This is a genomic window from Hassallia byssoidea VB512170, assembly GCF_000817785.2.
Taxonomy (GTDB): domain Bacteria; phylum Cyanobacteriota; class Cyanobacteriia; order Cyanobacteriales; family Nostocaceae; genus Hassallia; species Hassallia carrinoi.
In genome coordinates, this window is sequence record NZ_JTCM02000048.1 from 15,602 (window position 1) to 38,989 (window position 23,388).

The 23,388-nt window shown below is 40.4% G+C and carries 25 protein-coding genes and 1 pseudogene; 11 read left to right on the forward strand and 15 right to left on the reverse strand.

The features are described from left to right. Positions 1-86 precede the first annotated feature (86 nt). The 4 genes from PI95_RS19660 to PI95_RS19675 form a co-directional block, all read right to left on the reverse strand. Positions 87-578: a hypothetical protein gene (locus tag PI95_RS19660; RefSeq protein WP_039747324.1), complete on the reverse strand. Its 492-nt coding sequence runs from the start codon at positions 576-578 to the stop codon at positions 87-89. Between the two features lie 40 nt (positions 579-618). Next, positions 619-843 carry a hypothetical protein gene (locus PI95_RS19665; RefSeq protein WP_163519015.1) on the reverse strand — a complete coding sequence of 75 codons (225 nt, stop codon included), beginning with the start codon at positions 841-843 and terminating at the stop codon, positions 619-621. Positions 844-860: 17 nt separating this feature from the next. After that, positions 861-2,519 (reverse strand): DUF3352 domain-containing protein, encoded by a 1,659-nt coding sequence (locus PI95_RS19670; protein WP_039747323.1) that lies wholly within the window; start codon positions 2,517-2,519, stop codon positions 861-863. A 104-nt stretch (positions 2,520-2,623) separates the two neighbouring features. Next, a complete protein-coding gene (locus PI95_RS19675) occupies positions 2,624-2,827 on the reverse strand; it encodes a hypothetical protein (RefSeq protein ID WP_163519016.1) in 204 nt (67 codons plus the stop codon). Positions 2,828-2,845: 18 nt separating this feature from the next. On the opposite strand from PI95_RS19675, the gene PI95_RS19680 reads away from it, so the two are divergent. The 6 genes and pseudogenes from PI95_RS19680 to PI95_RS36895 form a co-directional block, all read left to right on the forward strand. Then, positions 2,846-3,193 carry a rhodanese-like domain-containing protein gene (locus PI95_RS19680; protein WP_039747322.1) on the forward strand — a complete coding sequence of 116 codons (348 nt, stop codon included), beginning with the start codon at positions 2,846-2,848 and terminating at the stop codon, positions 3,191-3,193. A 451-nt stretch (positions 3,194-3,644) separates the two neighbouring features. Then, complete coding sequence (hrcA, locus tag PI95_RS19685) at positions 3,645-4,721, forward strand: heat-inducible transcriptional repressor HrcA (RefSeq protein WP_039747321.1); 1,077 nt, start codon at positions 3,645-3,647, stop codon at positions 4,719-4,721. A gap of 12 nt (positions 4,722-4,733) precedes the next feature. Continuing rightward, positions 4,734-5,411 (forward strand): hypothetical protein, encoded by a 678-nt coding sequence (locus PI95_RS19690; RefSeq protein ID WP_039747320.1) that lies wholly within the window; start codon positions 4,734-4,736, stop codon positions 5,409-5,411. 49 nt (positions 5,412-5,460) lie between these two features. Then, a complete protein-coding gene (locus PI95_RS19695; RefSeq protein ID WP_039747596.1) occupies positions 5,461-6,108 on the forward strand; it encodes a hypothetical protein in 648 nt (215 codons plus the stop codon). An 891-nt stretch (positions 6,109-6,999) separates the two neighbouring features. Then, positions 7,000-7,137 carry a hypothetical protein gene (locus tag PI95_RS19700; protein WP_163519012.1) on the forward strand — a complete coding sequence of 46 codons (138 nt, stop codon included), beginning with the start codon at positions 7,000-7,002 and terminating at the stop codon, positions 7,135-7,137. 26 nt (positions 7,138-7,163) lie between these two features. Beyond that, a pseudogene (locus tag PI95_RS36895) lies at positions 7,164-7,313 on the forward strand (Crp/Fnr family transcriptional regulator); the annotation flags it as partial. A 137-nt stretch (positions 7,314-7,450) separates the two neighbouring features. Here the strand turns inward: PI95_RS36895 and crtW are convergent. Next, complete coding sequence (gene crtW, locus PI95_RS19710) at positions 7,451-8,209, reverse strand: beta-carotene ketolase CrtW (protein ID WP_039747318.1); 759 nt, start codon at positions 8,207-8,209, stop codon at positions 7,451-7,453. A 307-nt stretch (positions 8,210-8,516) separates the two neighbouring features. Beyond that, the gene (locus PI95_RS19715; RefSeq protein ID WP_039747595.1) at positions 8,517-8,735 is read right to left on the reverse strand and encodes a chlorophyll a/b-binding protein; all 219 of its coding nucleotides are present in this window, start codon (positions 8,733-8,735) and stop codon (positions 8,517-8,519) included. 382 nt (positions 8,736-9,117) lie between these two features. Here PI95_RS19715 and PI95_RS19720 point away from each other — a divergent pair, with 382 nt between their 5' ends. Further along, positions 9,118-9,936, forward strand: coding sequence for an SDR family NAD(P)-dependent oxidoreductase (locus PI95_RS19720; protein WP_039747317.1), 819 nt, complete (start codon positions 9,118-9,120; stop codon positions 9,934-9,936). Between the two features lie 48 nt (positions 9,937-9,984). Here the strand turns inward: PI95_RS19720 and PI95_RS19725 are convergent, their stop codons facing one another. The 5 genes from PI95_RS19725 to PI95_RS19745 all read right to left on the reverse strand — a co-directional run bounded on the left by PI95_RS19725 (position 9,985) and on the right by PI95_RS19745 (position 13,624). After that, positions 9,985-10,683: a hypothetical protein gene (locus tag PI95_RS19725; protein ID WP_039747316.1), complete on the reverse strand. Its 699-nt coding sequence runs from the start codon at positions 10,681-10,683 to the stop codon at positions 9,985-9,987. 194 nt (positions 10,684-10,877) lie between these two features. Next, positions 10,878-11,327, reverse strand: coding sequence for an SRPBCC family protein (locus tag PI95_RS19730; RefSeq protein ID WP_039747315.1), 450 nt, complete (start codon positions 11,325-11,327; stop codon positions 10,878-10,880). A 19-nt stretch (positions 11,328-11,346) separates the two neighbouring features. Further along, entirely contained in the window at positions 11,347-11,535 is a 189-nt protein-coding gene (locus tag PI95_RS19735) for a CPXCG motif-containing cysteine-rich protein (protein ID WP_029632843.1), read from the reverse strand. 92 nt (positions 11,536-11,627) lie between these two features. Beyond that, positions 11,628-13,274 carry a radical SAM protein gene (locus PI95_RS19740; protein ID WP_039747314.1) on the reverse strand — a complete coding sequence of 549 codons (1,647 nt, stop codon included), beginning with the start codon at positions 13,272-13,274 and terminating at the stop codon, positions 11,628-11,630. Between the two features lie 122 nt (positions 13,275-13,396). Further along, complete coding sequence (locus PI95_RS19745) at positions 13,397-13,624, reverse strand: SemiSWEET transporter (protein ID WP_235018558.1); 228 nt, start codon at positions 13,622-13,624, stop codon at positions 13,397-13,399. Here PI95_RS19745 and PI95_RS37205 point away from each other — a divergent pair. Next, on the forward strand, positions 13,536-13,730 hold the full coding sequence (locus PI95_RS37205) for a hypothetical protein (RefSeq protein WP_336507310.1): 195 nt from the start codon (positions 13,536-13,538) through the stop codon (positions 13,728-13,730). The two genes, PI95_RS19745 and PI95_RS37205, sit on opposite strands and share 89 nt — an antisense overlap. A 3-nt stretch (positions 13,731-13,733) precedes the next feature. Here PI95_RS37205 and PI95_RS19750 read toward each other — a convergent pair whose 3' ends face one another. From PI95_RS19750 to PI95_RS19760, 3 genes are all read right to left on the reverse strand, one after another. Next, a complete protein-coding gene (locus tag PI95_RS19750; RefSeq protein WP_039747311.1) occupies positions 13,734-15,548 on the reverse strand; it encodes a hypothetical protein in 1,815 nt (604 codons plus the stop codon). Positions 15,549-15,677: 129 nt separating this feature from the next. Next, a complete protein-coding gene (gene aroC / locus PI95_RS19755) occupies positions 15,678-16,766 on the reverse strand; it encodes a chorismate synthase (RefSeq protein WP_039747310.1) in 1,089 nt (362 codons plus the stop codon). 149 nt (positions 16,767-16,915) lie between these two features. Beyond that, positions 16,916-18,187 carry an MFS transporter gene (locus tag PI95_RS19760; RefSeq protein WP_163519019.1) on the reverse strand — a complete coding sequence of 424 codons (1,272 nt, stop codon included), beginning with the start codon at positions 18,185-18,187 and terminating at the stop codon, positions 16,916-16,918. 371 nt (positions 18,188-18,558) lie between these two features. Between PI95_RS19760 and PI95_RS19765 the strand changes: the two genes are divergently transcribed. Next, positions 18,559-19,767 carry a glycosyltransferase family 2 protein gene (locus tag PI95_RS19765; RefSeq protein ID WP_052325188.1) on the forward strand — a complete coding sequence of 403 codons (1,209 nt, stop codon included), beginning with the start codon at positions 18,559-18,561 and terminating at the stop codon, positions 19,765-19,767. A gap of 190 nt (positions 19,768-19,957) precedes the next feature. Here PI95_RS19765 and PI95_RS19770 read toward each other — a convergent pair whose 3' ends face one another. Beyond that, on the reverse strand, positions 19,958-21,544 hold the full coding sequence (locus PI95_RS19770) for an FAD-dependent oxidoreductase (RefSeq protein ID WP_039747307.1): 1,587 nt from the start codon (positions 21,542-21,544) through the stop codon (positions 19,958-19,960). A 179-nt stretch (positions 21,545-21,723) separates the two neighbouring features. Here PI95_RS19770 and PI95_RS19775 point away from each other — a divergent pair, with 179 nt between their 5' ends. After that, positions 21,724-22,653: a Dam family site-specific DNA-(adenine-N6)-methyltransferase gene (locus tag PI95_RS19775; protein WP_039747306.1), complete on the forward strand. Its 930-nt coding sequence runs from the start codon at positions 21,724-21,726 to the stop codon at positions 22,651-22,653. Further along, positions 22,628-23,362, forward strand: coding sequence for a hypothetical protein (locus PI95_RS19780; RefSeq protein ID WP_039747305.1), 735 nt, complete (start codon positions 22,628-22,630; stop codon positions 23,360-23,362). Before PI95_RS19775 ends, PI95_RS19780 begins: the two co-directional genes overlap by 26 nt. The last annotated feature ends 26 nt before the right edge of the window (positions 23,363-23,388 follow it).

The window sequence follows — 23,388 nt, forward strand, 5'->3', positions numbered from 1 at the left end:
TTGGAAATTGGTAATTGGGCATTGGGCTTTTCCTCTTTCCTATTCCCCATTTTCCATTTTCCATTACCCATTCCCCATTCCCCAGTTTATGGTTGCTCCACTCTCAGGGTGTAGTTGCCCTTGTCTTTTGAATTAAATGTACCTACCCAAATCCTATAAGTTCCAGCTTTCCAGTCACTACCTTGAATGCTGGCATCTTTTCTTTTACCAGTGTCATCTCCGCAACGAATACTTCCGTCGTCTGGTCCTTGGATGAGTAAAGTGGTATCTTTACCACCACTATTTACTCGTATATTCAACTGGGAAAAGTCTTTCTTTAAAACCATCACATGATCTGGTTTCGGATCGGCAAAACCAATACAAGGATTTCTGTCGCGATCGCGGTTACTAATCGCAGACAATGAATAAGAACCGCCAGTATACCCTTCTACTGTTCCTTGTGCTGGTGCAAACCCTGGTGCCAAACTTAACTTGCCAAAATTTGACGTATCTGCCATTACAGGGCTAGCAGTAATAGCACTTAACACAGCTAAAATCAAGCCGCTTCGGAACTGAAGTCGGGGGCGAAAATATTTCATATTAGCCCTCCAACAGGGTCATTATGGTTGTTTTATATACCTATTCTAAAAACAATAAACAGGTATATTTTTCTATGTGTGCCATTTTAATATGTGCCACAATGGAGGTTTTTGTTGAACAGAGTTCTTGAGGTGGGGAGAGTTCTTGAGATGGGGGGATGGGGAGAGGGGGGGACAAGGAGAGGGGGAGAGTATTAAATTTTGAATTCTCCAAGGAGTCACCTTGTCTCCTTGTCTCCTTGTCTCCTTGTCTCCTTGTCTCCATGCCCAATGCCGTCTACATTACGAGTGATTAAGTTCAAAAAAGACGCCACCTTTGAGCAATCCGGTGTCGCTACCGTAACTACTAACTATGAGCGATCGCACTTTGTCCAGAAACGGTTTAGCGACTACTTCCACTAGCTTGAGAATCGGTATTTGACGTTCTACTATCTCGTGACTCTTTGCCCAATCGAGGTAAAGATAGCCTTGATTCGGTTGGGGAATCGCAGCGATACTATCTTGGAAATTGCGATTTTTCACTAAGGAATTATCCTTGACTTTCAGGACTTGATTGATTACATCAATTGAAGAAGCAAAAATTTCGTAATTTCCTAAGTTTGTATGCACCCCCTGCACTTTTGCTTTCAGGTTAATCGATTCAGAACCGCTATCGGTGTTATTAGTCACGGTTGTTAACTTTGTCCAAGCAAAAACTTTTTGATTGTCTAAAGTAAGGGAACTAACGTTTAATCCTTGGGATGAAGCGATCGCATCTAATCGAGAAATAGCTTCGGGAACACCTTCGGATTTTTCCACCACAAAAACCCAGTCTGGATTAATTTGCTCTTGGTGAGGTAACAATGCTATAGCGTATTCACCTTTTACCCAACTGAAAATATCATTACGCAAATCGATACCCCAGGCTTTTTGTACATCCGCTAAGGGTTGCACCAAGCCAGAACGCAGATCTTTCTGCGAACCGGATATTGCGGTTGTCACTTGTTTCCAAAGTTGAGCTAAATCGCTGTTATCCAAATTGCTCAAATCTACGCCGGAAATTGCTAAACCCGCTGTTTCCGGAATATAATTTAATGCTCCCACAGGTTGCGAAAGTTGTGAAGATGGCGGTGATGTTGCCGATGATGTTAATAAGCTGGTTTCTGCGAGCAATCCTTTGGGGTTTAACGCCAAAGAAACTATTTGGCTGTCATAAGTTGCTTCTGATAGTTTTAAATTTTGCCATTCGGCTACAGCGGGAAGATTGAGGAAAGTCGCAGCTAAAGCATTTTTGGGCAATTGTTTTAGCGCTTTTTGATATTGAGCGGAATTTGTCAAATTGAGGTCGGGTGCTTGGACGTTATTAATTGCATCTCGCAGCACTTTCGGATCGTTAGCGAATAAGACAAAATCGCCAACAGATGCACCAACAAGCAAACCTTTTTCGGATGGGGAAGTGTCAGAAATCAGCTTAACGCCTTTGTATTGTTCGACAACTAAGTTTTCCCCAGCTAACACCCGCTTGGAAAATAACAACTCGACAAACTCGCGGCTTGTTTCTGGTTTATGGCTTGCAAGTGCCATTAAATACCCTGGTTGCCGTTTGTTTGCGGGGTCGCGATCGATATCTAAGCTGGTGACAGCGAGTGTAATTTCGTTCCCCAACCAGGGTTGAACATCTTGTTTGTAATCGATGCCAGTGTTAGCTAATAAACTTGTTTTCAATTTTGACAGTTCGCGATCGCTATTACTAGCCTGCAATTTGTCTGGATTCACCAGCATTGACACCATAACTGGTGCGCTTTTAGACACGAAGATGGCAGCACCTGGTTCTGAAGCAGTCCCACCACCAATCAGGTTAACTGGACTTTTGCCAAAGAACCAGTAAAAGCCTGCGATAACAATCAATAGCAGCGCGATCGCACCAGCTGCTAGAAAACCAAACAATGAGTTTTGCCTCATAATTTTCACATCACAGACCGCGCAAGCGGCTTTTACACACAACAATAATGTGAAACCGCCTTCTCAACAAAGGGAATGCGGTATTAATACTAAAACTAAGTTTATTACTGAAACCTCAGCAGAAATCTATTAAAAATAAAGAATAGGGAATAGGGCATTGGGCATTGGGCATTGGGGAGGCAGTGCGGTCTTGGTGTCGGACCAAGTGGAGCATCTGCCGTCATGGGGCATTGGGCATAAATAATTCCCCCTTGTCCCCACGCCCGTCGCCCTTGTCTCCCTTGTCCCCTTGTCTCCCTTGTCCCCATTCCCCACTCCCCTAATCTATGAATACTCAACCTATTACTCAAATTAGTGTAGAGGAACTGGCAGAACGTCTAACTTCAGGCGATCCAGATATTCAGCTAGTGGATGTGCGCGAACCACAAGAAGTAGCGATCGCTAGCATTGAGGGTTTTGTCAATCTACCCCTGAGTCAATTTGCCGAATGGGGCGATCAAATTCCCACCCGCTTCGATCCTCACGCGGAAACCCTTGTATTATGTCACCACGGTATTCGCTCGGCTCAGATGTGTCAGTGGTTAGTTGCTCAAGGTTTTACAAATGTTAAAAATATTGCAGGTGGTATTGATGCCTATTCCAGCTTAGTTAACCCTTCGATTCCTCATTATTAGGATTAGAACGTGTTTTCGCTTTTGCCCGACACCAAGCCAAGAGTGCCGCGAAAGCGAAAACACGCCCTAGTAATTCGGTATAACCTTGTTTTACCTAAATTCTTGTTTATATGCCGGGACTTACTTTTCCGGTTGACATTTGCTATTCTTAATACATACTAAATAACTTTATGGTTTTGTAAAAAAAGCTTAACAATACTTGCAAAAACTAATTTTTTCCGGAATTTATCAAAAATTAATTGCGTATGTTTTTCGATTAGTAAAAAAATACGACAAAAATCAATAAAAGTTTGTGTAAATATACGGTTATAGCCCAAACCGAATCAGAACAGGCAAATTTGGGAGTTTAGTTTTACTAATTAAAATAGAAGTAAATAATTTGCTATTTTAATTTAAAAATTATTAATTTTTTCAAAATCTAATTAAAATTCGGCTTCGTAAAACATTCCCTATGCAAGTCAAGCTGACCAATCGACAACAGCATATACTTTGGGCAACGGTACGCCATTATATCGCTACCGCAGAGCCTGTGGGTTCTAAAGCTTTGGTTGAAGAATACGACCTTGGTGTTAGTTCAGCCACAATTCGCAACGTCATGGGCTTTTTAGAAAAAGGTGGGTTGCTTTATCAACCTCACACCTCTGCCGGACGCATTCCTTCAGACTCAGGCTATCGTACTTATGTAGACCAGCTAATTACACCTTCAGAAAATTTATCACGAGAGGTAGAAGCGGTACTGCAAAAGCGCCTGAAGTGGGAAGATTGGAGTTTAGAGGCTCTACTGCACGGTGCGGCACAAATACTGGCAACTTTAAGTGGCTGTATTAGTTTGATTACCATGCCGCAAACTGAAAGAGCGACATTGCGACATTTACAAATGGTGCAAATCGAAGCGGGACGGGTAATGCTGATTGTAGTGACGGATGCTTATGAGACGCATTCGACATTAATGGATTTACCGACAGCATCACCAGATACACAACTTGAACCAGAAGTCATCGATCGCGAGTTGCAGATTGTTTCTAACTTTTTAAATAGCCAGTTGCGGGGACGGAGTTTGTTAGAATTAGCGACTCTCGACTGGACGCAATTAGATCGAGAGTTCCAACGCTACGGAGATTTTTTGAAACACTCAGTAGCAGAATTAACCCGTCGCACTGTTACACCATCTACAACCCAAATTATGATTCGCGGTGTAGCAGAAGTTTTGCGTCAGCCAGAATTTTCTCAACTACAGCAAGTGCAAACGATTATCCAACTGCTGGAGGAAGAACAAGACCAACTGTGGCGGTTAATATTTGAGGAGCCTCCATCAGATGAGGTGGGTAAACCACGGGTAATGATTCGGATTGGATCGGAAAACCCGCTAGAACCGATACGCACCTGCACCTTAATTTCTGCCACTTATCGCCGAGGTTCAATACCGGTAGGAAGCGTGGGAGTTTTAGGACCAACGCGGCTAGATTATGAAAGTGCGATCGCTGTCGTATCTGCTGCTGCTGATTACCTCTCAGAAGCCTTCAGTTAACTAATTTCAAACATGTTCAGAAAAATCGCTTTTGGGCTGCTGTGGCTGGGATTTATTACCTATGCTTTTGTCTTTGCCCCTCCCGATCAACCGGATACATTGGAGTTAATTAAAAATCTTTCTACCGGACAGTGGCAAGGCATTAACCCCTTAGTAGTAGCACTATTCAACATTATGGGCGTTTTCCCCATAATCTACAGTGCAGTATTATTTATTGATGGCAGAGGACAAAAAATACCCGCTTGGTTATTTGCTATTCCCTCGTTCGCAGTTGGCGCATTTGCGATTTTACCTTACTTAGCTTTACGCGAATCAAATAAACAGTTTCCTGGCAAAAAAGACTTTTTCCTCAAACTGTTAGATTCGCGTTTTACTGGTATTGCGCTAACTTTAGGCACAATTATTTTAGTTGCTTATGGCTTACTAGCCGGAGACTGGGGAAATTTTGTCCACCAGTGGCAAACTAGCCGTTTCATTCATGTGATGAGTTTAGATTTCTGCGTGCTTTGCCTAATATTTCCTACATTGGTAGGAGATGACATGGCACGTCGTCAGGTGAAAAATCCTCAGTTACTTTGGTTAATTAGCTTCATACCGCTGTTTGGTTCCTTAATATATTTGTCTGTGCGTCCACCTTTATTAGAAAATAGTGCAGAAGCAGTATCTATTAAACAACCGATAGCGAATTAATAAATTATTTTAATCGTAGTAAGCACTAAAGTGCTTACTACGAATGAATATGAATAGAAAAATTGCTTTTTGGTTACTTTGGGGGGGATTTATAGCTTATATCTTACTGCTATCTCCGCCGCTGCATTTAGAGCAAACCTTAACTCTGCTGAAAAATATATTCACTCTGAATTTTGCGGAAATAAATCCAATTATTCTCTCTTTATTTGCCTTGATTGGTATCTGGCTATTAATTTACAGCGGGTTGTTGTTTATTGATGGTAGGATGCAATCGATTCCTTTTTATCCTTTTGCTTTGGCATCAGTTGCCTCAGGTGTAATCGGACTAATTCCTTATTTAGCTTTGCGTAACCCGAATCAAGAGTTTTCTGGGCAGAAAGATGCGTTTTTGAATCTGTTAGATTCTCGCTTTTTTGGTGTTGTTTTGAGTTTAAGTACAATTGCTATCTTTGCCTATGGTTTTGGCTTTGGTGATTGGGACGATTTTGTGCAGCAGTTTTTAAGCGATCGCTTTATTCATGGTATGAGTTTGGCATTCTGCCTTTTTTGTCTTTTATTCCCAACTATCCTCGGTGATGATATGGCACGTCGAAGTTGGAATAATCCCCAAATTTTTTGGACAGTGACGCTTTTACCGCTAATCGGTCCGTTAATTTATCTTTGCTTGCGTCCGTCTTTAGCAGAAACTACAAGTTGAAGAATGGGGAATGGGGAATGGGTAATTGGTAATGGGTAATTGAATTAGGAGTTAAGAATTTATAAATCTTTAACTCCGCTTTTCCCGTACAGACACTCCACACTCCCACGTCTCTACCTGACTAAAGCAATGATTTTGAACGTGCTAGGCTTTGTGAGTGCTTTAGTATACCTACTTGACGCTGGGTATTTCAGTCTTTTATGTCGATTCACTTGGTTACAACCGCTTAAGTTAAGCAAATTGCCAATTTAACCGAGGAAACACGCTGGATTCTCAACTTTTTTGATGCCCCTTGTCAAAAATATTATCTTCTTTATTAATACAAGCTGCGTAATGTGAAGAAATATTAACTTTTGCAAAAATATCCGCTTTTATATTTGAGCAAATTCACCCAAATCCACGTCTAACCTGTCTTCTACACTTTCAGTTGTGTTACAAAAAATGTTAAAAAATATATCCTTAAAAAGTATAGCTCTTTACTTAAACAAAAAGCTGTATTAATCTTTAGCACGAGCCACCAGGAGCAAAGTATACGTAGATACGTGTTCCTGGGTTATTTTGTTCCCTAAAAAGCAATAATTTGCAAGAGTCTAGGGGAAAAAAATAAGGTGATTAAAAAATCTAATAGGACAATTCTCATGACGATACGGTGAAGGTGTCTGCACTCTGCGCGATCGCACTTAAATGTGTTCGTGCCAAGTGTAATTTTTCGATGACTAACTTAGCCAAATTTTTCACTAATGATATTGACAAAATCTCATTTCATATCGAATGAAACAAATCTGGAGATGTGGCGGGGGTGGCAAGGATGCTCGTTGACCACTACGGGCGATCGGTTCAGATGCGAAAAAAAGACAGCAAGAAAATCCGAGAAAAAGTGAAGCGCAGATCATGCAACCGTTTAAACTGCCAGAATTTTACATGCCTTGGCCCGCACGGCTGAACCCAAACCTGGAAGCAGCACGAGTGCATTCCAAAGCGTGGGGTTTCATTAAAGATAGACAAGAATGGCACAAGCGTTCGTATTAAAAGGAGCAAATACACTCGCGAGTCACCCCGACGAACACCAACCCGGCTTGTCCGTCCGATTCATGGGCATCAGCGAAAAGGCTATTATCTCTTACCTCGTCACGACCTACTACTCCGCAGCCGTCCTCGTCCCCGACGCACTCGGTATCCTCGAAGATGTGGAAATCGGGCGCTGAGGGAAGGGTGAAGAATGGGTAATGGGGAATGGGTAATGGGTAATTGGATTAGGAGTTAAATATTTACAATTCCTAACTCCTCACTCCTCACTCCTCACTCCTCACTTTTACCGTACAGACGTTCCACTGGAACGTCTCTACCTAATTCCTAACTTTTTTTGATAAATTTCTGGTAACTGCCACCAAGATACATGAGGATATTCATGATGTTCTTCATGGTAGCCGAAATGATAGCAGGTGATAAATGACCACCAAATTGGACGGGAGATTGTTTGAGCGCGATGAGGTTCACTATAACCTGATTCTGGCTCACTATGAGGTAAGAAAGTGCCAAAATAAAATAACTGTAATGAACTTACCAACGAGGGTATGACCCAAAAGTAAGTTAAATTATCTTTGGGTATATGAAAGACGTAATGGACAATATTATAGATACTTGTCAGAGCAATAATTTGAGTCCAACTCCAGTAACCCTTCATAAAATGAAAGTACCAGGCAATGAAGTTTTTCTGTTTACCGTTATGAAAATCGGGGTCTATTTCACTAGCAGGATTGTGGTGGTGTAACCAATGTTTTTTCAATAATTTTTGATATGGTAAAAAACCATAAAGAGAAAGGCATAATGAACCGATAAAATGGTTAACTTTAGTATTTTGAGGAAACACTACCCCATGCATGGCATCATGAGCAGTAATAAATAAACCAGTATAAATAAATGTTTGCCAAAGTATGATAGGCAATAACATTAAAAAGTTAAACTGGGTAATGTCAAGTGAAAGTAAGATAACAAGACTAATTGCCCATAATCCAATAATGGCAACAGCAATGAAGACAGCTGTATTTGATTCCCTGGTCAATTTTATCGGATGACTGGGCGGTTGTTCTAATGAAATCACGCTTTTTCTCCACGTAGCAGGTGAAAATTTCACAAAGTATAGTCATGGCAAATTACACTAACCACTAGGTTGGAAAATCCGAGAAGTCAGTGTTATGCGTTGAACATTGCCAAATAAATAAATATTTAGAAATGTTAAGTTATACTAACTATTATTACACAGCCAGCCATACTAAATATACTTTTCGATATGGAAGTAGACTCATATAAGTGAGGACACTGGGGAAGACTGTTTGCATTTCCTCTCAGTGTCCGAGGTTGTGTAGTCAGCTTGTCAACTATAATTGACAGAAACACTTAGAACATCCTTAGCGGGCATAAGAAACGAGGTGTAATACGTCGCGGACCACGCTGTAGCCGTTCAAGTCCCAAAGAAGGTAGGCAAGAAAGCCGATCATTGCAAAGCGTCCGTTCCATAGTTCAGCTTGGGGAGTAAAGCCAAACTCGAAGGCATTGCGATCGCTTCCATTGTAAGAGGTTTCGGTCGCATCAGTCGGGAATGGTCCTTTAGCTTGACGATTGCTCACACCGGCAGGAGTTTTAGCTGCATTAATAGGTGAAGGTTCCATTGTTAAATTTCCTAAATAATGTATTTACAATTTCATCTTATTCAGGTAAATAGATAACGCTATCTATCTGTGGTTCCAAAGTCTCAGCAAGTCTAAAGGATGAGATTTTGGGCATTGTGGGCAAAATTTGTATCACAAAAGGTTAATTAACATTGGATTAACCTATCAAATAGAAGATTTTTATTTAAAGAATTGTAGTAATTGCGTATACAAAGAAAATCTATAACATCAAAGCAGCAATGTCAGTGCAAAATGTCATTAAATATCTAACGCAAGTCAGAAGGATTCTAGAAAATTATTGCCCAAACTATAAACAGTAAATAGCGTTTTTATTTAAAACATGGCTTCTACAGTATTTATAACAGGTGCTTCCCAAGGTATTGGTAAAGCAACTGCGCTGATGTTTGCCCGCAAAGGTTATAATGTAGTACTTACAGCGCGTCACACTGACTCCTTAGAAAGCGCAGCACAGGAAATCCAAAGTGTTACTAATGCAGCACCACTAACGATTTCTTGCGATGTGACAGAACCATCACAAGTAAGCGCAGCAGTAGAAAAAGCGTTGGAGCATTATGGTAACATCGACATACTGGTAAACAATGCAGGTATTTATGCATCCGGACCAGTTGAGCAGTTTTCTCTCAAAGATTGGTATCAAATTATAGATACTAATTTATGGGGATATATCCATACAATTAATACGCTTTTGCCTCATTTTTTGGAACGGAGAAGCGGAAGCATTATTAATCTAAGTTCGATTGGTGGTAAAGTACCTACTCCTTATTTAGTTCCCTATTGCACGAGTAAGTTTGCTGTCACAGGTTTGACAGAAGCATTACACGCAGAATTAAAGCCCAAAGGTATTCATGTTTGTGGAATTTACCCAAATCTAATTAAAAGTGATTTTTTAGATCGAGCAATTTTTCGCGGTCAGGATGAGGAAGACGCTAAAAACCGTCGCGAACAACTCAATACTGTGGTGAAAACTCCGGTGGTGGAAAAGCCTGAGGATGTGGCAAATGCTATCTGGGATGCAGTGAAAAATCAACGGTCTGAGGTAGTAGTTGGTTCGGCGAATTTTTCCCAAGCAATTTATCGGTTGTTTCCTGGTATGCTTCAGTGGGTTTCTCGACAAGCTTTGAAAAATAAGGATAAATAAACTTAATTCGTAGTAAGCACGGAGAGTGCTTGCTACGAATTGTGTGTTTTAATTCCAGCGCAGGACTTTTTCTTTGATTACAGTTTGACCGTTGTCAGAAATTCTTAGCACTTTTCGCGTGAGAACATAACGGATATCACCGTTGACTGCAATATACTGACTGGCTTCGGGTACGCCTTTAGAATTATAGCTAGAGAGTGGAACTGCGATGCGACGATTGCCACTTCTAGTTATAGCAATATAGTTTGTGGGAAGATTGCTGCCGCAAATATAAACAATAAAGCTTTTGGTTTCGGCTTCACCAAAGATATTCTCACCTTCGGGACAAGCTTTAGCAAGAGGTTGACCGTCACCAGCGATCGCATTATTTACTCTTTCTTTGAGAACAACACGCCTATTTTTGATTACTTGCAGTTCATAAGGGGTAACAGCGTATGCTATTTCTCCCTTGCTAGCAATATAAGTTTCTCCTGTTGTGCTAGTTACTGGTACGGTGATTTTACTATTATCTGTTTTGGAAATACGCACGTAATACCCCAGCGCGTTGTTATTATCTCCTCGGCAAATATAAACAGAATATTTCGCTGTATCAAAACTGCGCTTGGGTAGCAAGTTTGCCGATGGACAAATTTGTGGCTGTGGGTTAACAGCTTTTACTGACGGTGTAAGTAAAAATAACGTAGTTGCACTCAGCAAAGCTAACTTTAAAGTACCTTTGCATTTAAACCCTGTTTGTAAAAATTTCATGTTTCTCAAGTTTGAATCAGTAAAATCACCGTCGCCACAACCAGTTAAGGGTGTGAAATTTCAGTAATCTAACGGTAGAAAAAGTGTTTTTATTATCGTAAAAAAAGAGGCTCAGGACAAGTAGATATCCTGAGCTATCATATATTCTTTAATAAAAGTGATTTTTCCGTGTTTTTACTGTTAAGTATATTTTCTTAACTTGACTCGCACTCGCGTTTAGTTACATAATGACGGTAGCGAAACATAGCTTCTAGTTGTGCTTGCACTAGCCAACCGCTGAAAAATTCTACAGAATCGCCACCTGGGATTGAAAAGGCGATCGCATCAGTTAATTTAGTTTTGCCATTTTCCGGTTCAAATTGATGTCGATGCACCCAAGATTCAAAGGGACCTGATATCTGTTCGTCGGTAAATAGACGATATTCTTCGCATTCGGTGTGACGCGCTAACCAAGTTAAAGGTAATAATCCTAAGAAAAGGCGAAATTCGGTAATCGCACCAACGTCAAGTCCCCCCTCGCGACGCATGACTTGCACTGGTTGCCAAGGTGGGGTAAGCAGTTGTAAAATTTCTGGTCTTTCGTGAAATTTCCAAACAACTTCTACGGGTGCATTAATTACTGAAGAATGTTTAAAGTGAAGCATTGACAGAAAAACCTAAAATTCAACCTTCGTATTCTGTATCAATTTCTATATCTAAAGTTTCTTCATCCACCCGCAGATATAGAATGTTTGGACGACAGCAAACTTGACAATCTTCTATATAAGATTGCTGTCCACCTGCGCTTAAGTCTACAAAGGTGACGTTTGGTTCGCCGCAATAAGCGCAGTAAAATTCGGATGTTGTTTGCATGGAAAGATTATTGAATGAACGAACCGCCAAGGGCGCAGAGGAAGAAGAGTTGGAGAGAGTTTTTGCGCTCATTGCTGTCTACTTTTAAAAAATTATAAGTTTAATGGCTGTAGTTCTTTTGGCGATGAGTTAATTTTACTGGTGGCATCAGCCAGGTGTTTAATTAGTGTAGACTGTGGTAGAGGTCCTTGCAAGTGACTCCAGGGTAATATTTGTTCGGTTGACCAGTCGGTGTGAACGTAAAAATCTAAGTCGGGAATTTGTTTTTTAAGTTGTTTGAAAGCGCGTTTGTAACTGCCTAAAGAATCGCCAAAGTTGCGAGTTAGTTGTAAAAGTTGGGAAAGTCGGCGATCGCCTCTCGATAATAATGCTTGAATTATTGACCAATTGTAACTTTCGGGACGGAAATCTATTCCTTGCGGTTTTAGTTCTTTTTGTAAAAATTGCAACCGCTTCTCAGCTTGGCGATTTACTCCAAACCATTGAAAGGGCGTGTGTGCTTTGGGTACAAAGGTGCTGCATCCTAGTGTTAACCGCAATCCTGGTGCAGCTTTTTTGACGGTACGCATCATCGTTACAGTTTGCTCTAAATCTTCTGATTCTTCGCCGGGAATTCCTGCCATGCCGTAAAGTTTTAAGCAAGATAAGCCACCTGCTTTGGCGTTTACCGCAGCTTGAATGATTTCCTCATTATGCAGCTTTTTGTTAATGATTTCGCGTAATTTTTCTGAACCACTTTCGATGGCAATGGTAAGCGATCGCGTGTCTCTTTTCGCTAAGGTTTGCGCTAATTGCACTGTTACTGTATTAGTTCGCACTGAGGCAATACTCAAGCGTACATCGTCATATTTTGGCTGACTAATATAATCGAGTAACGTTTCAAATTCTGGATGCTGAGTTACTGAAGCTCCTAATAATCCTAAGCGATTTGTGACAGCTAAACCTCTTTCGATTGCCGGAATTAAAGATTCTTCAACACTCGCAGTTCTAAAAGGTAAAGTGAGATAACTTGCCAAACAGAAACGGCACATTTCTGGACAACTTCTCACCATTTCCACCATGTAAATATTTTCCCAAGCGGCTTTTTCGGTGACGACAGTTGAAGCTGAGAGAACATTTCCCCGGTAAGTTTGCTTTTGCACTATTGCGGGAATTTCTGGGGAGATTGGTTGAATTGATTTGATATCACCGTCTAATGTGTGATATTCAACTTGATACAAACTAGGAACATAAATTCCCGGTACTTGTGCAAGTGCTTTTAACTGGATTTGTCTAGAAGCGTTTCTAACTTGTTTATAAGCTTCAATAAAATTCCCTAATAAATCTTCGCCATCTCCGAGTAAAATTACATCAAAGAAATCGGCGAAAGGTTCGGGGTTAGCTGTGAGGACGGGACCCCCACCAAAAACTATCGGATGATTGCGATCGCGAATATCTGCCCTAATAGGAATTTCTAAAGATTCCAGCAGATTTAAAATATTCACATAATCTAATTCCCACGACATCGAAAAGCCGAGTAATTCCGGGTTTCTTGGAAGTTGTTCGCGAGTATCGGTAAACAAGCGGCTTACTTGCACATCATCACGCATTGCTAAAGTAGCCCATACTATTTGATAGCCTAGGCTGGTGATTCCCACGGTGTATTCATTGGGGAAAGCGAAAATTGTCGGGATAGCGTCGTTATCGGGGGTTGCACGAGTAAATAAAAGACGTTCAGCAGCGAATACAGATGATGTCACAGTTGTTTGTTGGGGCTGGATTATCGGAAAAGCCCTCACCCTGAAGGGTGGGGCTACACGGACAAAGCCTGCGAAGGCAGGCTTCGTTCGTATAGCCTTAGGCTAGAAGCCTAAGGGCTTCTTCATCTATATTTAATTTTAAGCCATAGAATTATGATGTTAAAAAATAATGTCACCCCGTTTGCGAGAATAACCGGCAATGATTGTAGAGATATTCCATAAATTATCCATAAAAAAACACCAATATTAAAAGTAATTAGCATGATGTATGAAACATCTTTGGCTGATTTGCTTTGCCATGTTTTTATCATTTGCGGTAGAAAGGAAAATGTTGTTAATGTCGCGGCAATTAATCCTAAAATTGTAGTTAAATCCATGATTATGCAACCCTCTAACGCACTACTCGACATTCCAGCAGATTTTACAATAGTGAAATCTGATGGTGATTTTACTTGAGATTTAAGCCTGATTTTTTGGCTTCTTCAGATAAGACTTAGCCCAAGCATATCGCTGTGAATCTTTTTTTAGTAAGTAATTCACTGCATACTGTCGTTTATTCTCATCTTTTGTACTCCGGAGTACTCGCTTAATTTCGTCATCTATTTCCTCAGTTTTCGCACCACGTTTCACTGCTTCTTCAAAGTAATAATCTCCTGTTGAGTATTCACCTTTGTCATAGTAAATCGCTCCGAGTAAAGTGTAAGGTTGATAACTTTGAGGATGATATTCAATAGCTTTTTTGGCAGAACTTTCTGCATTAAATAAATCATCAATGTCTCTGAACGCTGCACCTCTAGTTACTAAAATAGCTGACTTGAGATTACTTTCGCGGATACTGCTTAAGTCTAGATTAGTTAGTTGTAATGCGCGTTCTGGTTCATCTGCTTTGCGCCAATAACTACTAGCAGTAGGAATGTGCCATTTATGTCCAGTGCGTTGAAATTCCTGTTCATAAAAATCTGCTTCGAGTTTGTAATGTGCAATAGCAATTTTTCCGTCACGAGATAATAGATTTTGTTCTATAAGCTGAACAACTAAGAGAGGAACTAGCCGCTCTTTTTTCTCCAGTTTTAGCATTATTGTGTAAAATGGTTCAATCGGTAATTGATTTGCAGGATCTACAAGTGCATACTTTTTCTTGAGAGTTGCAAAGTGCTTTTGTTTAGCGAAAGTAATGATATCTTCACGATCATTTTGTTTTAACCAGTCAATCTCTGCCTCACTTAGTAGTTCTCCTGATTCTACCTTTTTATTAAGAATATAAGCATATTTTTCGTTAGCGATCGCAATCGTTTCACTCAATTTACGCTTTTTGAGAAAATTGATATCCTGCTGACTGAGATAATTTTCCAAATCAAGTCTTTTGAGAACTTTGTACAAATGACTTGAACAAGATGAATCCTCATATCTACTTGCTTTGTACTTGGCTTTAAAAGCAGCAAATTCTTGCTTTTGTTCGAGTTCATTAGCGATGCTAATCGTTTCCGTAAATCCGTGCTGTTCCAGCCAGTAAATTTCGGAATTAATTAGCTTTTTGTCTGCATCCAGTTTTTGCAAGATTGGATATAGTGGACTGGATAATGATGTATCTGGCTGTTTAATCGCTTGGTACTTCGCTTTTAATTGGGAAAACTCAACTTCTCTTGCTGACTCTTGTTGTTCAAAAATTTTGATAGTTTCAAATAGTTCTCGATTTGTCAACCATTCAAGTTCAGGATAGCTTACCCTTTCTTTTATTTCCAGTTTTTTTAGAATTTTATATAGTGGACTATTAGGCGATAAACCTTCATATTTAGTTGCTTGGTACTTTGCTTTTAAAACAAAAAAGTGCCGCTTCAATTTCATCTCATGAGCAATAGCAACTGTCCCACCAAGCCGATTCTTTTCTAACCATTCAATCTCTGGATTAGTCAGCGCATATTCGGAGTTAAGTTTCCAAAGAATTGGGTAAAGAGGAACAGAAATATTATCTTTAAAACCTAGCCAAAACTTGGGGACTTTATACTGAGATTTGAGATGATAAAACTCACTTTCTAGTTTTATAAGTTCTTCTGTCCTAGATTGCTGCTTTTGGCAAATTGTTTCGACAGTTTCAAAAAGTTTATGTTCTTTCAACCAATCAAACTCTAATTCAGTTAGTTCAATTCCTAAGTCAGCTTTTCGCAACATAAGATACAGAAGACTACAGGGTGATGAATCTTCATATTTAATTGCTTGGTACTTGGACTTGAGAGCAGCAAAGTGTTTTAAACGATTTTCAGACTCTTTTTCCATGTTGATATAAGCCGCAATAACATTGCTTAATTTGTGTCATTTGCCACTATAACAACACTTAAAAAAAACAGGGATGGCAAAATCACCACCCCACAACAGAGAAACTTTCTTGAGAAAACTGCGTGTTACCTACAACACCTTACACTGTCCCTGCTGCCGCAATAAATGATCGCACAATACTAAAGCCACCATCGCTTCTACCATCGGCACAGCACGCGGTAAAACGCAAGGATCGTGTCTTCCTTTGGCAGCTAATAGCGTTTCTTCACCCTCATTAGTCACCGTCTTCTGTTCTTTTCTAATGGTGGCTGTCGGCTTAAATGCTACTCGTAAAATGATATTCTCACCGTTGGAAATTCCGCCTTGAATTCCCCCTGAACGATTAGTTACAGTGCGAATTTCACCGTTTTCATCAATATAATATTCGTCGTTATGTTCAATTCCAGTTAACAGCGTCCCTGCGAAACCTGAACCGATTTCAAAACCTTTACTAGCGGGGAGAGACATTACACCTTTAGCGATATCTGCTTCTAATTTATCGAAAACTGGAACGCCCAAACCTTTGGGAACGTTTCGCGCTACACATTCTACCACACCCCCGATAGAATCACCTTGCCTACCGATCGCCTCAATTAATTCAATCATCCGTTCGGCACATTCACCATCGGGACAGCGGACGATGTTACTTTCAACTTGTTCTAATGTGACGGTATTTGCATCAATCGCACCTTCTAAATCTTTGATGCGCTTGACGTAACCGATGACTTCCACATTAGCGACTTGACGAAGAATTTTTTTAGCGATCGCACCGGCTGCTACTCTACCAATTGTCTCACGCGCCGACGATCTACCGCCACCTTGCCAATTACGAATGCCATATTTGGCATCATACGTCGCATCGGCATGAGAAGGACGATACTTTTGTTGCATTTCGTCGTAATCTTGAGAACGAGCATCTTTATTCCGCACCAAAATTGAGATTGGTGTTCCCAAAGTTTTACCTTCAAACACTCCAGAGAGAATTTCGCACTTATCTTCTTCTTTGCGAGGTGTTGTAATCTTACTTTGTCCCGGACGCCTTCTATCTAACTCTACTTGAATTTCTTCAGCAGATATTTCTAGCCGTGGTGGACAACCATCAATGATAACTCCCACACCACCGCCGTGAGACTCGCCAAAAGTAGTGACGCGAAATAAATGCCCAAAAGTGTTGCCCATAATTAAAAAGAGTTAGGAGTTAGGTAGAGACGTTCCACCGGAACGTCTGTACGAAAGTTAGGGTTAGGTTTATGTATTTTAGCTGATGTGTTGTTCTCACCACAAAGACAAAAAACATCAAGATTTTGTCTTTTTTTTTCCTCTTGCGATTATGATTTTTTAGTTTCCGGCATTGCTAGCCAAAACCAACTTAAGCCAACGGCGGCAATTCCTGCTAAGGTCATAAAACCAATGTGATAACCTGCTGCTTTCACTAAAAAACCGCTTCCCAGGTTGCTCAATGCCGCACCAATACCAATCATAGTATTAATTGCTCCCTGTGCTAAATTAAATCGCCCAGTTCCTTGAGTTAAATCTGCGACAACTACCACGACTAACACCGTAAAAATACCAGATGCGATACCGTCGAGAACTTGGACTGACACTAAAAACCACGGATTGCGGCTGAGGGTGTACAATAAAGCGCGAATTAAGACTGCACCAAAGGCAATTAATATTAGCGGCTTTCTACCCCACTTGTTGGCGGTTGTTCCTGCCCAAGCTGCAACGGGAATCATGATTAATTGTGCCACAACAACAGCCGCAGAAACGTAAAGCGAAGGGGCATTCTGTTTGCCTCCGGTTAATTCCTGACTGACTAAAGGTAGTAGCGCTGCGTTGGCTAAATAGAACAAAATTACAGATGAGGCAAAGATGATGAGAGTGCGTAGGCGTAGCCCGCCGTAGGCATCGCTCAATAAATCTTTCATACTGGCACGTTCTTTATTTTCGCCATCGTCGCCTCGCGCTTGTGTATTATCTATATCTTTTTTGCGAATCTGAAATACTGAAACAATCGTCAAAATACACAGAATGACAAAAAAGTAAAAAATCCACGCTCGTCCGACAAATTGCCCTAAAATACCAGCAACAATTGCCGCAACCACATTACCTGTATGATTAAGCGCTTCATTTCGTCCTACGCGCTTTTCTAAACGTTCTTTTCCTACCAATCCCAAGGAAGCAGCTGCAACCGCAGGACTGACAATGACTGCGGAGATACCAATCATACCTTGAGCCGCAATTACTGCCCAGAATGCCGGAAAATGCACAATTATCATGTAGCTGATGGCAACAGTTAAAGTCGCGATCGCTATTAACTTTCTTTTGTCGCGGGAAGCATCAACTACAGCACCCAGCGGCGTTTGTGCTAAAATTCCGGCAATGCTGGTGATTGAAATAGCAATACCTACTTGTGCCGGATTTAAGTTGCGATCGGCTGTGAGAAAGATTGCCAGGTAAGGCTCAAATACATCTCGCACATCTCCCAAAGACAAGTTTACTCGATCTAGTGCCGCTACTGAGGAGCTTTTAGACTTGGGTTTTCCACCTTTATGCTGACTAAAGAGCAGGTTTTTCACAACTCGTTGAAGCTTTTGCATACATCTGCTCTTGCTTAACAATTATTAATAACACTGTTACTTTTTATAAGATTAATCACCTCTTTCTTAAGAATTATTATGAGTAATATTTCTGATAAATAATAAAAGATAGTCAAATTAATTACATATATTTCCCCAAAAATTGTATTTATGAGAATATACGCCTAGCCGACAGGCGCGATCTGCCGCACCTTTCAAGGTGTCGGTTACTTATTGCACCTATTGATAGATTTTCAATCAACATTAATCTTGCTGTAGATAGATTCAAAGTAAATGATGAAGATTACAAAATAAATTTACAAAACTTCAAAAAATTCAATTTTGGATGAATACGCTCTGTCTGTTTTGCTGGAAATCAAAAAATGGTGTACATGGATAAGCGTTTGCATGTGTTTGCTAATCCAGCTACACAACTTTATGGCGATACTCCTGCTTTAGTTGAAAAGACCCCTTTACCCCAATGTGAAATTTCCGTAATTGTTCCAGCTCGCAATGAAGCCGAAACTTTACCAGCAACGCTTTCGGCTTTAGCGCATCAGGTTGATTTAGAAGGACAGCGCTTAGGTTTCAGGCGGTATGAAATAATTTTGTTACTGAATAATTGTAGTGATAATTCAGCAGCGATCGCCCGGAATTTTGCACAGCAGCATCCAGATTTAGTATTGCACATAGTTGAAAAAACTCTAAGAGCAACTGAAGCTTATATTGGTCGAGTCCGACAAATTTTGATGGATGAAGCGTATCGTCGCTTAATAAGTATAGGACGCAAGCGGGGAGTAATTGCTTCCACCGATGGCGATTCTCAGGTAAGCGAGACTTGGATCGCTGCGACGCTATATGAAATTAGCTGCGGTGCGGATGCGGTGGGAGGAAGAATTATCACCAATCAAAGCGATCGCGCAACTTTAGATCCCTATGCCAAAGCTTGTCATCTGCGGGAAGTCGGCTACCGCTACTTGATTGCAGAATTAGAAAGTTACCTTGACCCCGATCCTTATGATAGCTTTCCGCGACACTATCAACACTATGGGGCAAGTTTAGCCGTGACTGCACAGATGTATGCGATCGCTGGCGGTTTACCAGCCGTGCGAACACCCGAAGATGTCGCATTTTATCATGCTTTGGTGCGCGTCAATGCCCGTTTTCGCCACAGTCCGTTAGTGCGGGTAGAAACTTCCGCAAGACAAACCGGACGCACCGACATTGGTTTAGCGAATCAGTTGAATGAATGGTCACAAATGGGACGACAAAAGCAAGCATTTTTAGTAGAATCAGCAGCAGCTATTGAAACTCGTTATTCAGCGCGTCATCAGTTAAGAGTTATTTGGTTTTCTGTTCTTAACGGAAAAATGCCAACTCATATGCAATTAGCACCGTTAGCAGACATTTTAGGAGTTCCAGCAGAATGGCTTGTGCAAGAATTAAAACAACCATACACCTTTAGTCTGTTATTTGAACGAGTTGATGAATACTCAAGAGAAGAAGGAATTTGGGCACAGCGTTGGCAAAAAGTAGAAATTCAAACAGCAATTAGCGATTTACGTCTGCGTTTAGAAAGTCTGCGTCGGGGTAGCAAATAAAATTTTGCTCTTATTCGTAGTGAGCGATTTATCGCTCAATTACAACCAAATGTCAACTTCATCAGTTAAAGGAATAAAAAATAACGTCGCCAAGGGGTTTTTATTTATTGAGGAGTTACGAACCGCAGAGAACGCAGAGGACGCAGAGAAGGAAAAGAGTATGATTTTTGTGGCAGAGAAGAAGTTATTTTTAGGAATGTAAATGCTTAACTAAATCGAAGTTTCCTTGACGCAATGTTTCGGGATTTGGCATTTTGTTTAAGCGCATTAGTTCGGTGATGGCTGCGGTTTCGGTGTCTCGCTGGCTGGTGGCTGCTGCTAATATTTGGTTGTCTTTGATGTAAAATACGATAAATTCGCGTTTTTGCAAGTCGCCATTGATGATAATTTCATCCCATTGTTCGGCATGTCCGACGTAGCGCAGGGGAAAGTCAAATTGCATTGTCCAAAAAACAGGTACTGTTTTGAATTTGATTGATTTTCCTAGCATATTGTAAGCGGCAATGCGTCCTTGTTGGGCGGCAATTCGCCAGTGTTCTACGCGAATTTTCTCACCTGTGCGCTCGTCTGGAAAGCGGGCAATGTCACCTGCTGCGTATAAGTTATCGGCAGCGCGAAGATATTCATCTACTGGTATACTTTTGTCTTTGGGGTGCAAGTCTACGCCAGAGAGAATTTGAGTTGCAGGTTGTACGCCTATGCCTACGACAACTATATCAGCTTCAAGGCGTTGGTTATTATCTAAAATTACTGCTTCAACTTTGCTGTTTCCGATTAATTTAGTGACTTTTCTGCCAAATTGAAAGCTGACCCCATTTTCTTCATGGACTTGTTGAAATAATTGTCCAATTTCTTCGCCCAATATTTTTTTAAAAGGTAAAGAATCTGGTGAGATTACTGTTACTTTTAAACCGAGTTTGGTAAGACCAGAAGCGGTTTCCATGCCAATAAAACTTGAGCCGATGACTACGGCTTGCTTGGCTTGTGCGGCAGATGCGAGAATGCGATCGCTATCTGCAAAGCTGCGTAAGGTAAAGACGTTTTCTAAATCTGCACCTTCAACTTCTAACTGTTTTGGTTTTCCACCTGTGGCTAACAGTAGAGAATCATAACTGAGGGTTTCACTGTCATCAAAAGTTATTTTTTTTGCTTTGGCATCAACATTTACCGCTTGTTTGTTTAACAGAACCTCGATATTATGCTGTTTGTAAAACTCCGGCGTTCTCAGTGGTACTTGTTCTTTGGGAACATCACCGTTGAAATAATCTTTGCTTAATACAGTGCGATCGTAAGGTAGTTGGTCTTCACGAGTAATCATCAAAATGCGTCCTTGATAGCCAGCAGTTCTCAAAGTTTCTGCTGCATGGGCACCAGCTGCACCCGCTCCTAAAATGACAAATGTGCGTGAATCGACATTGGGATTGTATGATGCCATTGCAGGGGTTCTCAATCCAGATGCTTTTTCTGGTACGCTGACAATGACATTTTCGCCTTCGATTCTAACTTGATAACAAGGCAAAGAATCTAATCCCGGTGGCTCTTGTTGGTCGCCTGTGGTGATATTAAAATAAGCATTATGCCAGGGACAAACGATGCTGTTACCACTTAGCACTCCTTCTGCTAACGGTGCTTGGTAGTGCGTGCAAAATGCTCCTAAAGCCTGAAAATTTCCATTAACGCGGATTAGCAGTACGTCCGTGTCACCTACAGAAACCTGCCGTTTTTCGCCATCCTGCAATTCATTAACTTTGGCAACGACTGCTTCAATCTGCTGCATAAAATTTCTGCTGATAATAGAACACGATTTCTAAAGTAAACTGCAATCAGTAAGTCATTCCTCGGTCACAAGGTAGAAATTTAATTGTTGAGGAGTAAGATTGAGAAAATCTTTTGATAACGAGTTAGCTGTATTAATTCTCGTGGTAAGCTTAACGAGAGCATTTATTCTCAAATGAGATGGCTAGTCTTCCGCATCCAATTCAGTATCAAGGAAGTAAGAGAAATCTGGCTTCAGAAATTCTGAGATTTCTACCTAATAAAGTCGAAAGGTTAGTTGAGCCATTTGCAGGAACTGCTGCAATTAGTATTGCTGCTTCTGCAAGACATATTTCTCAATTTTTTTGGATTAACGATTTAAATAAGCCGCTGGTTGAGCTACTAAAGTTGATAGTCGAGAAACCAGACGAAATAGCAGATTCATACACACATATATGGTATGAACAGCAAAGTAATGTAGAGCATTATTATCAAGTAAGAGAAAACTTTAATAGCACTAACGATCCGAGTCTTTTTCTCTACTTGCTGGCTCGATGTGTAAAAGGAGCAGTTCGCTATAATTCTCTTGGACTCTTTAATCAAAGCCCAGACAAAAGACGAAAAGGAACTCAACCAGAAAAGATGCGAAAAAATATAGAAGGAGTTTCTAGGCTTCTCAAGGGCAAATGTATATTTACAAGCTGGGATTATAGAGATGTTTTAGCTGAAGTACGAAAGAATGATTTTATCTATATAGATCCTCCTTATCAAGGTGTATGTGGTAATAAAGATTCGAGATATTATTCGGGAATTCAATTTGATGATTTTGTTATAGCTCTCGAAGAGCTAAATCGCAAGGAAATAGCGTTTGCAGTTAGTTATGATGGCAAACGAGGAAACAAAACTTTCGGTAACGAATTACCGTTAGCATTAAATCTTAAGAAGATTGAAATCGAAGTAGGACGTTCCTCTCAAGCAACACTTTTAGGTAAAGAAGAAGTAACAGTAGAGTCTTTGTACTTGTCACATATAGCAAATAGCTATACCGAAGACTTAGAAAGTTATATTAACGCAAAAGCTAAACAGCTTACTTTTCTGGAGCCAAATGGACAGTTCTCAACAGCTACCTGATGAGTTTATACAACTTTGTCAGTCAGTGACAGCTAAAAGACCAAAAGCTGTTATCGATCATATCTTGCAGTATGGCTTTATAACGACAGAAGAACTAAAGCAAAGGTACGGTTATAATCATCCTCCAAGAGCAGCCAGAGATGTTCGAGAACATGGAATACCTTTGGAAACCTTTCGTGTTACAGGAACCGATCAAAGAAAAATAGCTGCATACAAGTTTGGAGATATTAGTAAGGCTAGATTTTCCAGATTATCCGGTAGAACAGGTTTCTCGAAACTATTAAAAGATGAATTGATTAATAAATATGGCTGTAAATGCTTTATTTATTTAGAAGAGGTTGATAAACGTGAATTACAGATAGATCATCGTGTACCATTTGAGGTGGACGGAGAACCAGATTTAGAACCAGAAAACTTTATGCTGCTTTGTGGTTCTGCTAATCGGGCTAAATCTTGGTCGTGTGAGCATTGTGAAAATTGGAAAAGCATAAAGGACAAATCTATATGCTTATCTTGTTATTGGGCATATCCAGAAAATTATACTCATATTGCCATGCGACAAGTTAGGAGAATAGACCTTATATGGCAAGGAGATGATATTGAAAATTATGAAAGACTAAAACAACAGGCTGCTAGGTTAAACAAAGAAATGCCGCAATTTATTAAGGAAATTATTGACCAACAAATTAGGCTAAATAATGACAGCTAAAACCTATTGCCGCAAACAAAGCAAAG

Excerpts from the sequence above, each read along its gene's own strand:
- PI95_RS19660 (WP_039747324.1), bottom strand. The coding sequence starts at position 578 with ATGAAATATTTTCGCCCCCGACTTCAGTTCCGAAGCGGCTTGATTTTA.
- PI95_RS19665 (WP_163519015.1), bottom strand. The coding sequence starts at position 843 with ATGGAGACAAGGAGACAAGGAGACAAGGAGACAAGGAGACAAGGTGAC.
- PI95_RS19670 (WP_039747323.1), bottom strand. The coding sequence starts at position 2,519 with ATGAGGCAAAACTCATTGTTTGGTTTTCTAGCAGCTGGTGCGATCGCG.
- PI95_RS19675 (WP_163519016.1), bottom strand. The coding sequence starts at position 2,827 with ATGGGGACAAGGGAGACAAGGGGACAAGGGAGACAAGGGCGACGGGCG.
- PI95_RS19680 (WP_039747322.1), top strand. The coding sequence starts at position 2,846 with ATGAATACTCAACCTATTACTCAAATTAGTGTAGAGGAACTGGCAGAA.
- hrcA (WP_039747321.1), top strand. The coding sequence starts at position 3,645 with ATGCAAGTCAAGCTGACCAATCGACAACAGCATATACTTTGGGCAACG.
- PI95_RS19690 (WP_039747320.1), top strand. The coding sequence starts at position 4,734 with ATGTTCAGAAAAATCGCTTTTGGGCTGCTGTGGCTGGGATTTATTACC.
- PI95_RS19695 (WP_039747596.1), top strand. The coding sequence starts at position 5,461 with ATGAATAGAAAAATTGCTTTTTGGTTACTTTGGGGGGGATTTATAGCT.
- PI95_RS19700 (WP_163519012.1), top strand. The coding sequence starts at position 7,000 with ATGCAACCGTTTAAACTGCCAGAATTTTACATGCCTTGGCCCGCACGG.
- PI95_RS19720 (WP_039747317.1), top strand. The coding sequence starts at position 9,118 with ATGGCTTCTACAGTATTTATAACAGGTGCTTCCCAAGGTATTGGTAAA.
- PI95_RS19725 (WP_039747316.1), bottom strand. The coding sequence starts at position 10,683 with ATGAAATTTTTACAAACAGGGTTTAAATGCAAAGGTACTTTAAAGTTA.
- PI95_RS19730 (WP_039747315.1), bottom strand. The coding sequence starts at position 11,327 with ATGCTTCACTTTAAACATTCTTCAGTAATTAATGCACCCGTAGAAGTT.
- PI95_RS19735 (WP_029632843.1), bottom strand. The coding sequence starts at position 11,535 with ATGCAAACAACATCCGAATTTTACTGCGCTTATTGCGGCGAACCAAAC.
- PI95_RS37205 (WP_336507310.1), top strand. The coding sequence starts at position 13,536 with ATGATGTATGAAACATCTTTGGCTGATTTGCTTTGCCATGTTTTTATC.
- PI95_RS19750 (WP_039747311.1), bottom strand. The coding sequence starts at position 15,548 with ATGGAAAAAGAGTCTGAAAATCGTTTAAAACACTTTGCTGCTCTCAAG.
- aroC (WP_039747310.1), bottom strand. The coding sequence starts at position 16,766 with ATGGGCAACACTTTTGGGCATTTATTTCGCGTCACTACTTTTGGCGAG.
- PI95_RS19760 (WP_163519019.1), bottom strand. The coding sequence starts at position 18,187 with ATGCAAAAGCTTCAACGAGTTGTGAAAAACCTGCTCTTTAGTCAGCAT.
- PI95_RS19765 (WP_052325188.1), top strand. The coding sequence starts at position 18,559 with ATGGATAAGCGTTTGCATGTGTTTGCTAATCCAGCTACACAACTTTAT.
- PI95_RS19770 (WP_039747307.1), bottom strand. The coding sequence starts at position 21,544 with ATGCAGCAGATTGAAGCAGTCGTTGCCAAAGTTAATGAATTGCAGGAT.
- PI95_RS19775 (WP_039747306.1), top strand. The coding sequence starts at position 21,724 with ATGGCTAGTCTTCCGCATCCAATTCAGTATCAAGGAAGTAAGAGAAAT.
- PI95_RS19780 (WP_039747305.1), top strand. The coding sequence starts at position 22,628 with ATGGACAGTTCTCAACAGCTACCTGATGAGTTTATACAACTTTGTCAG.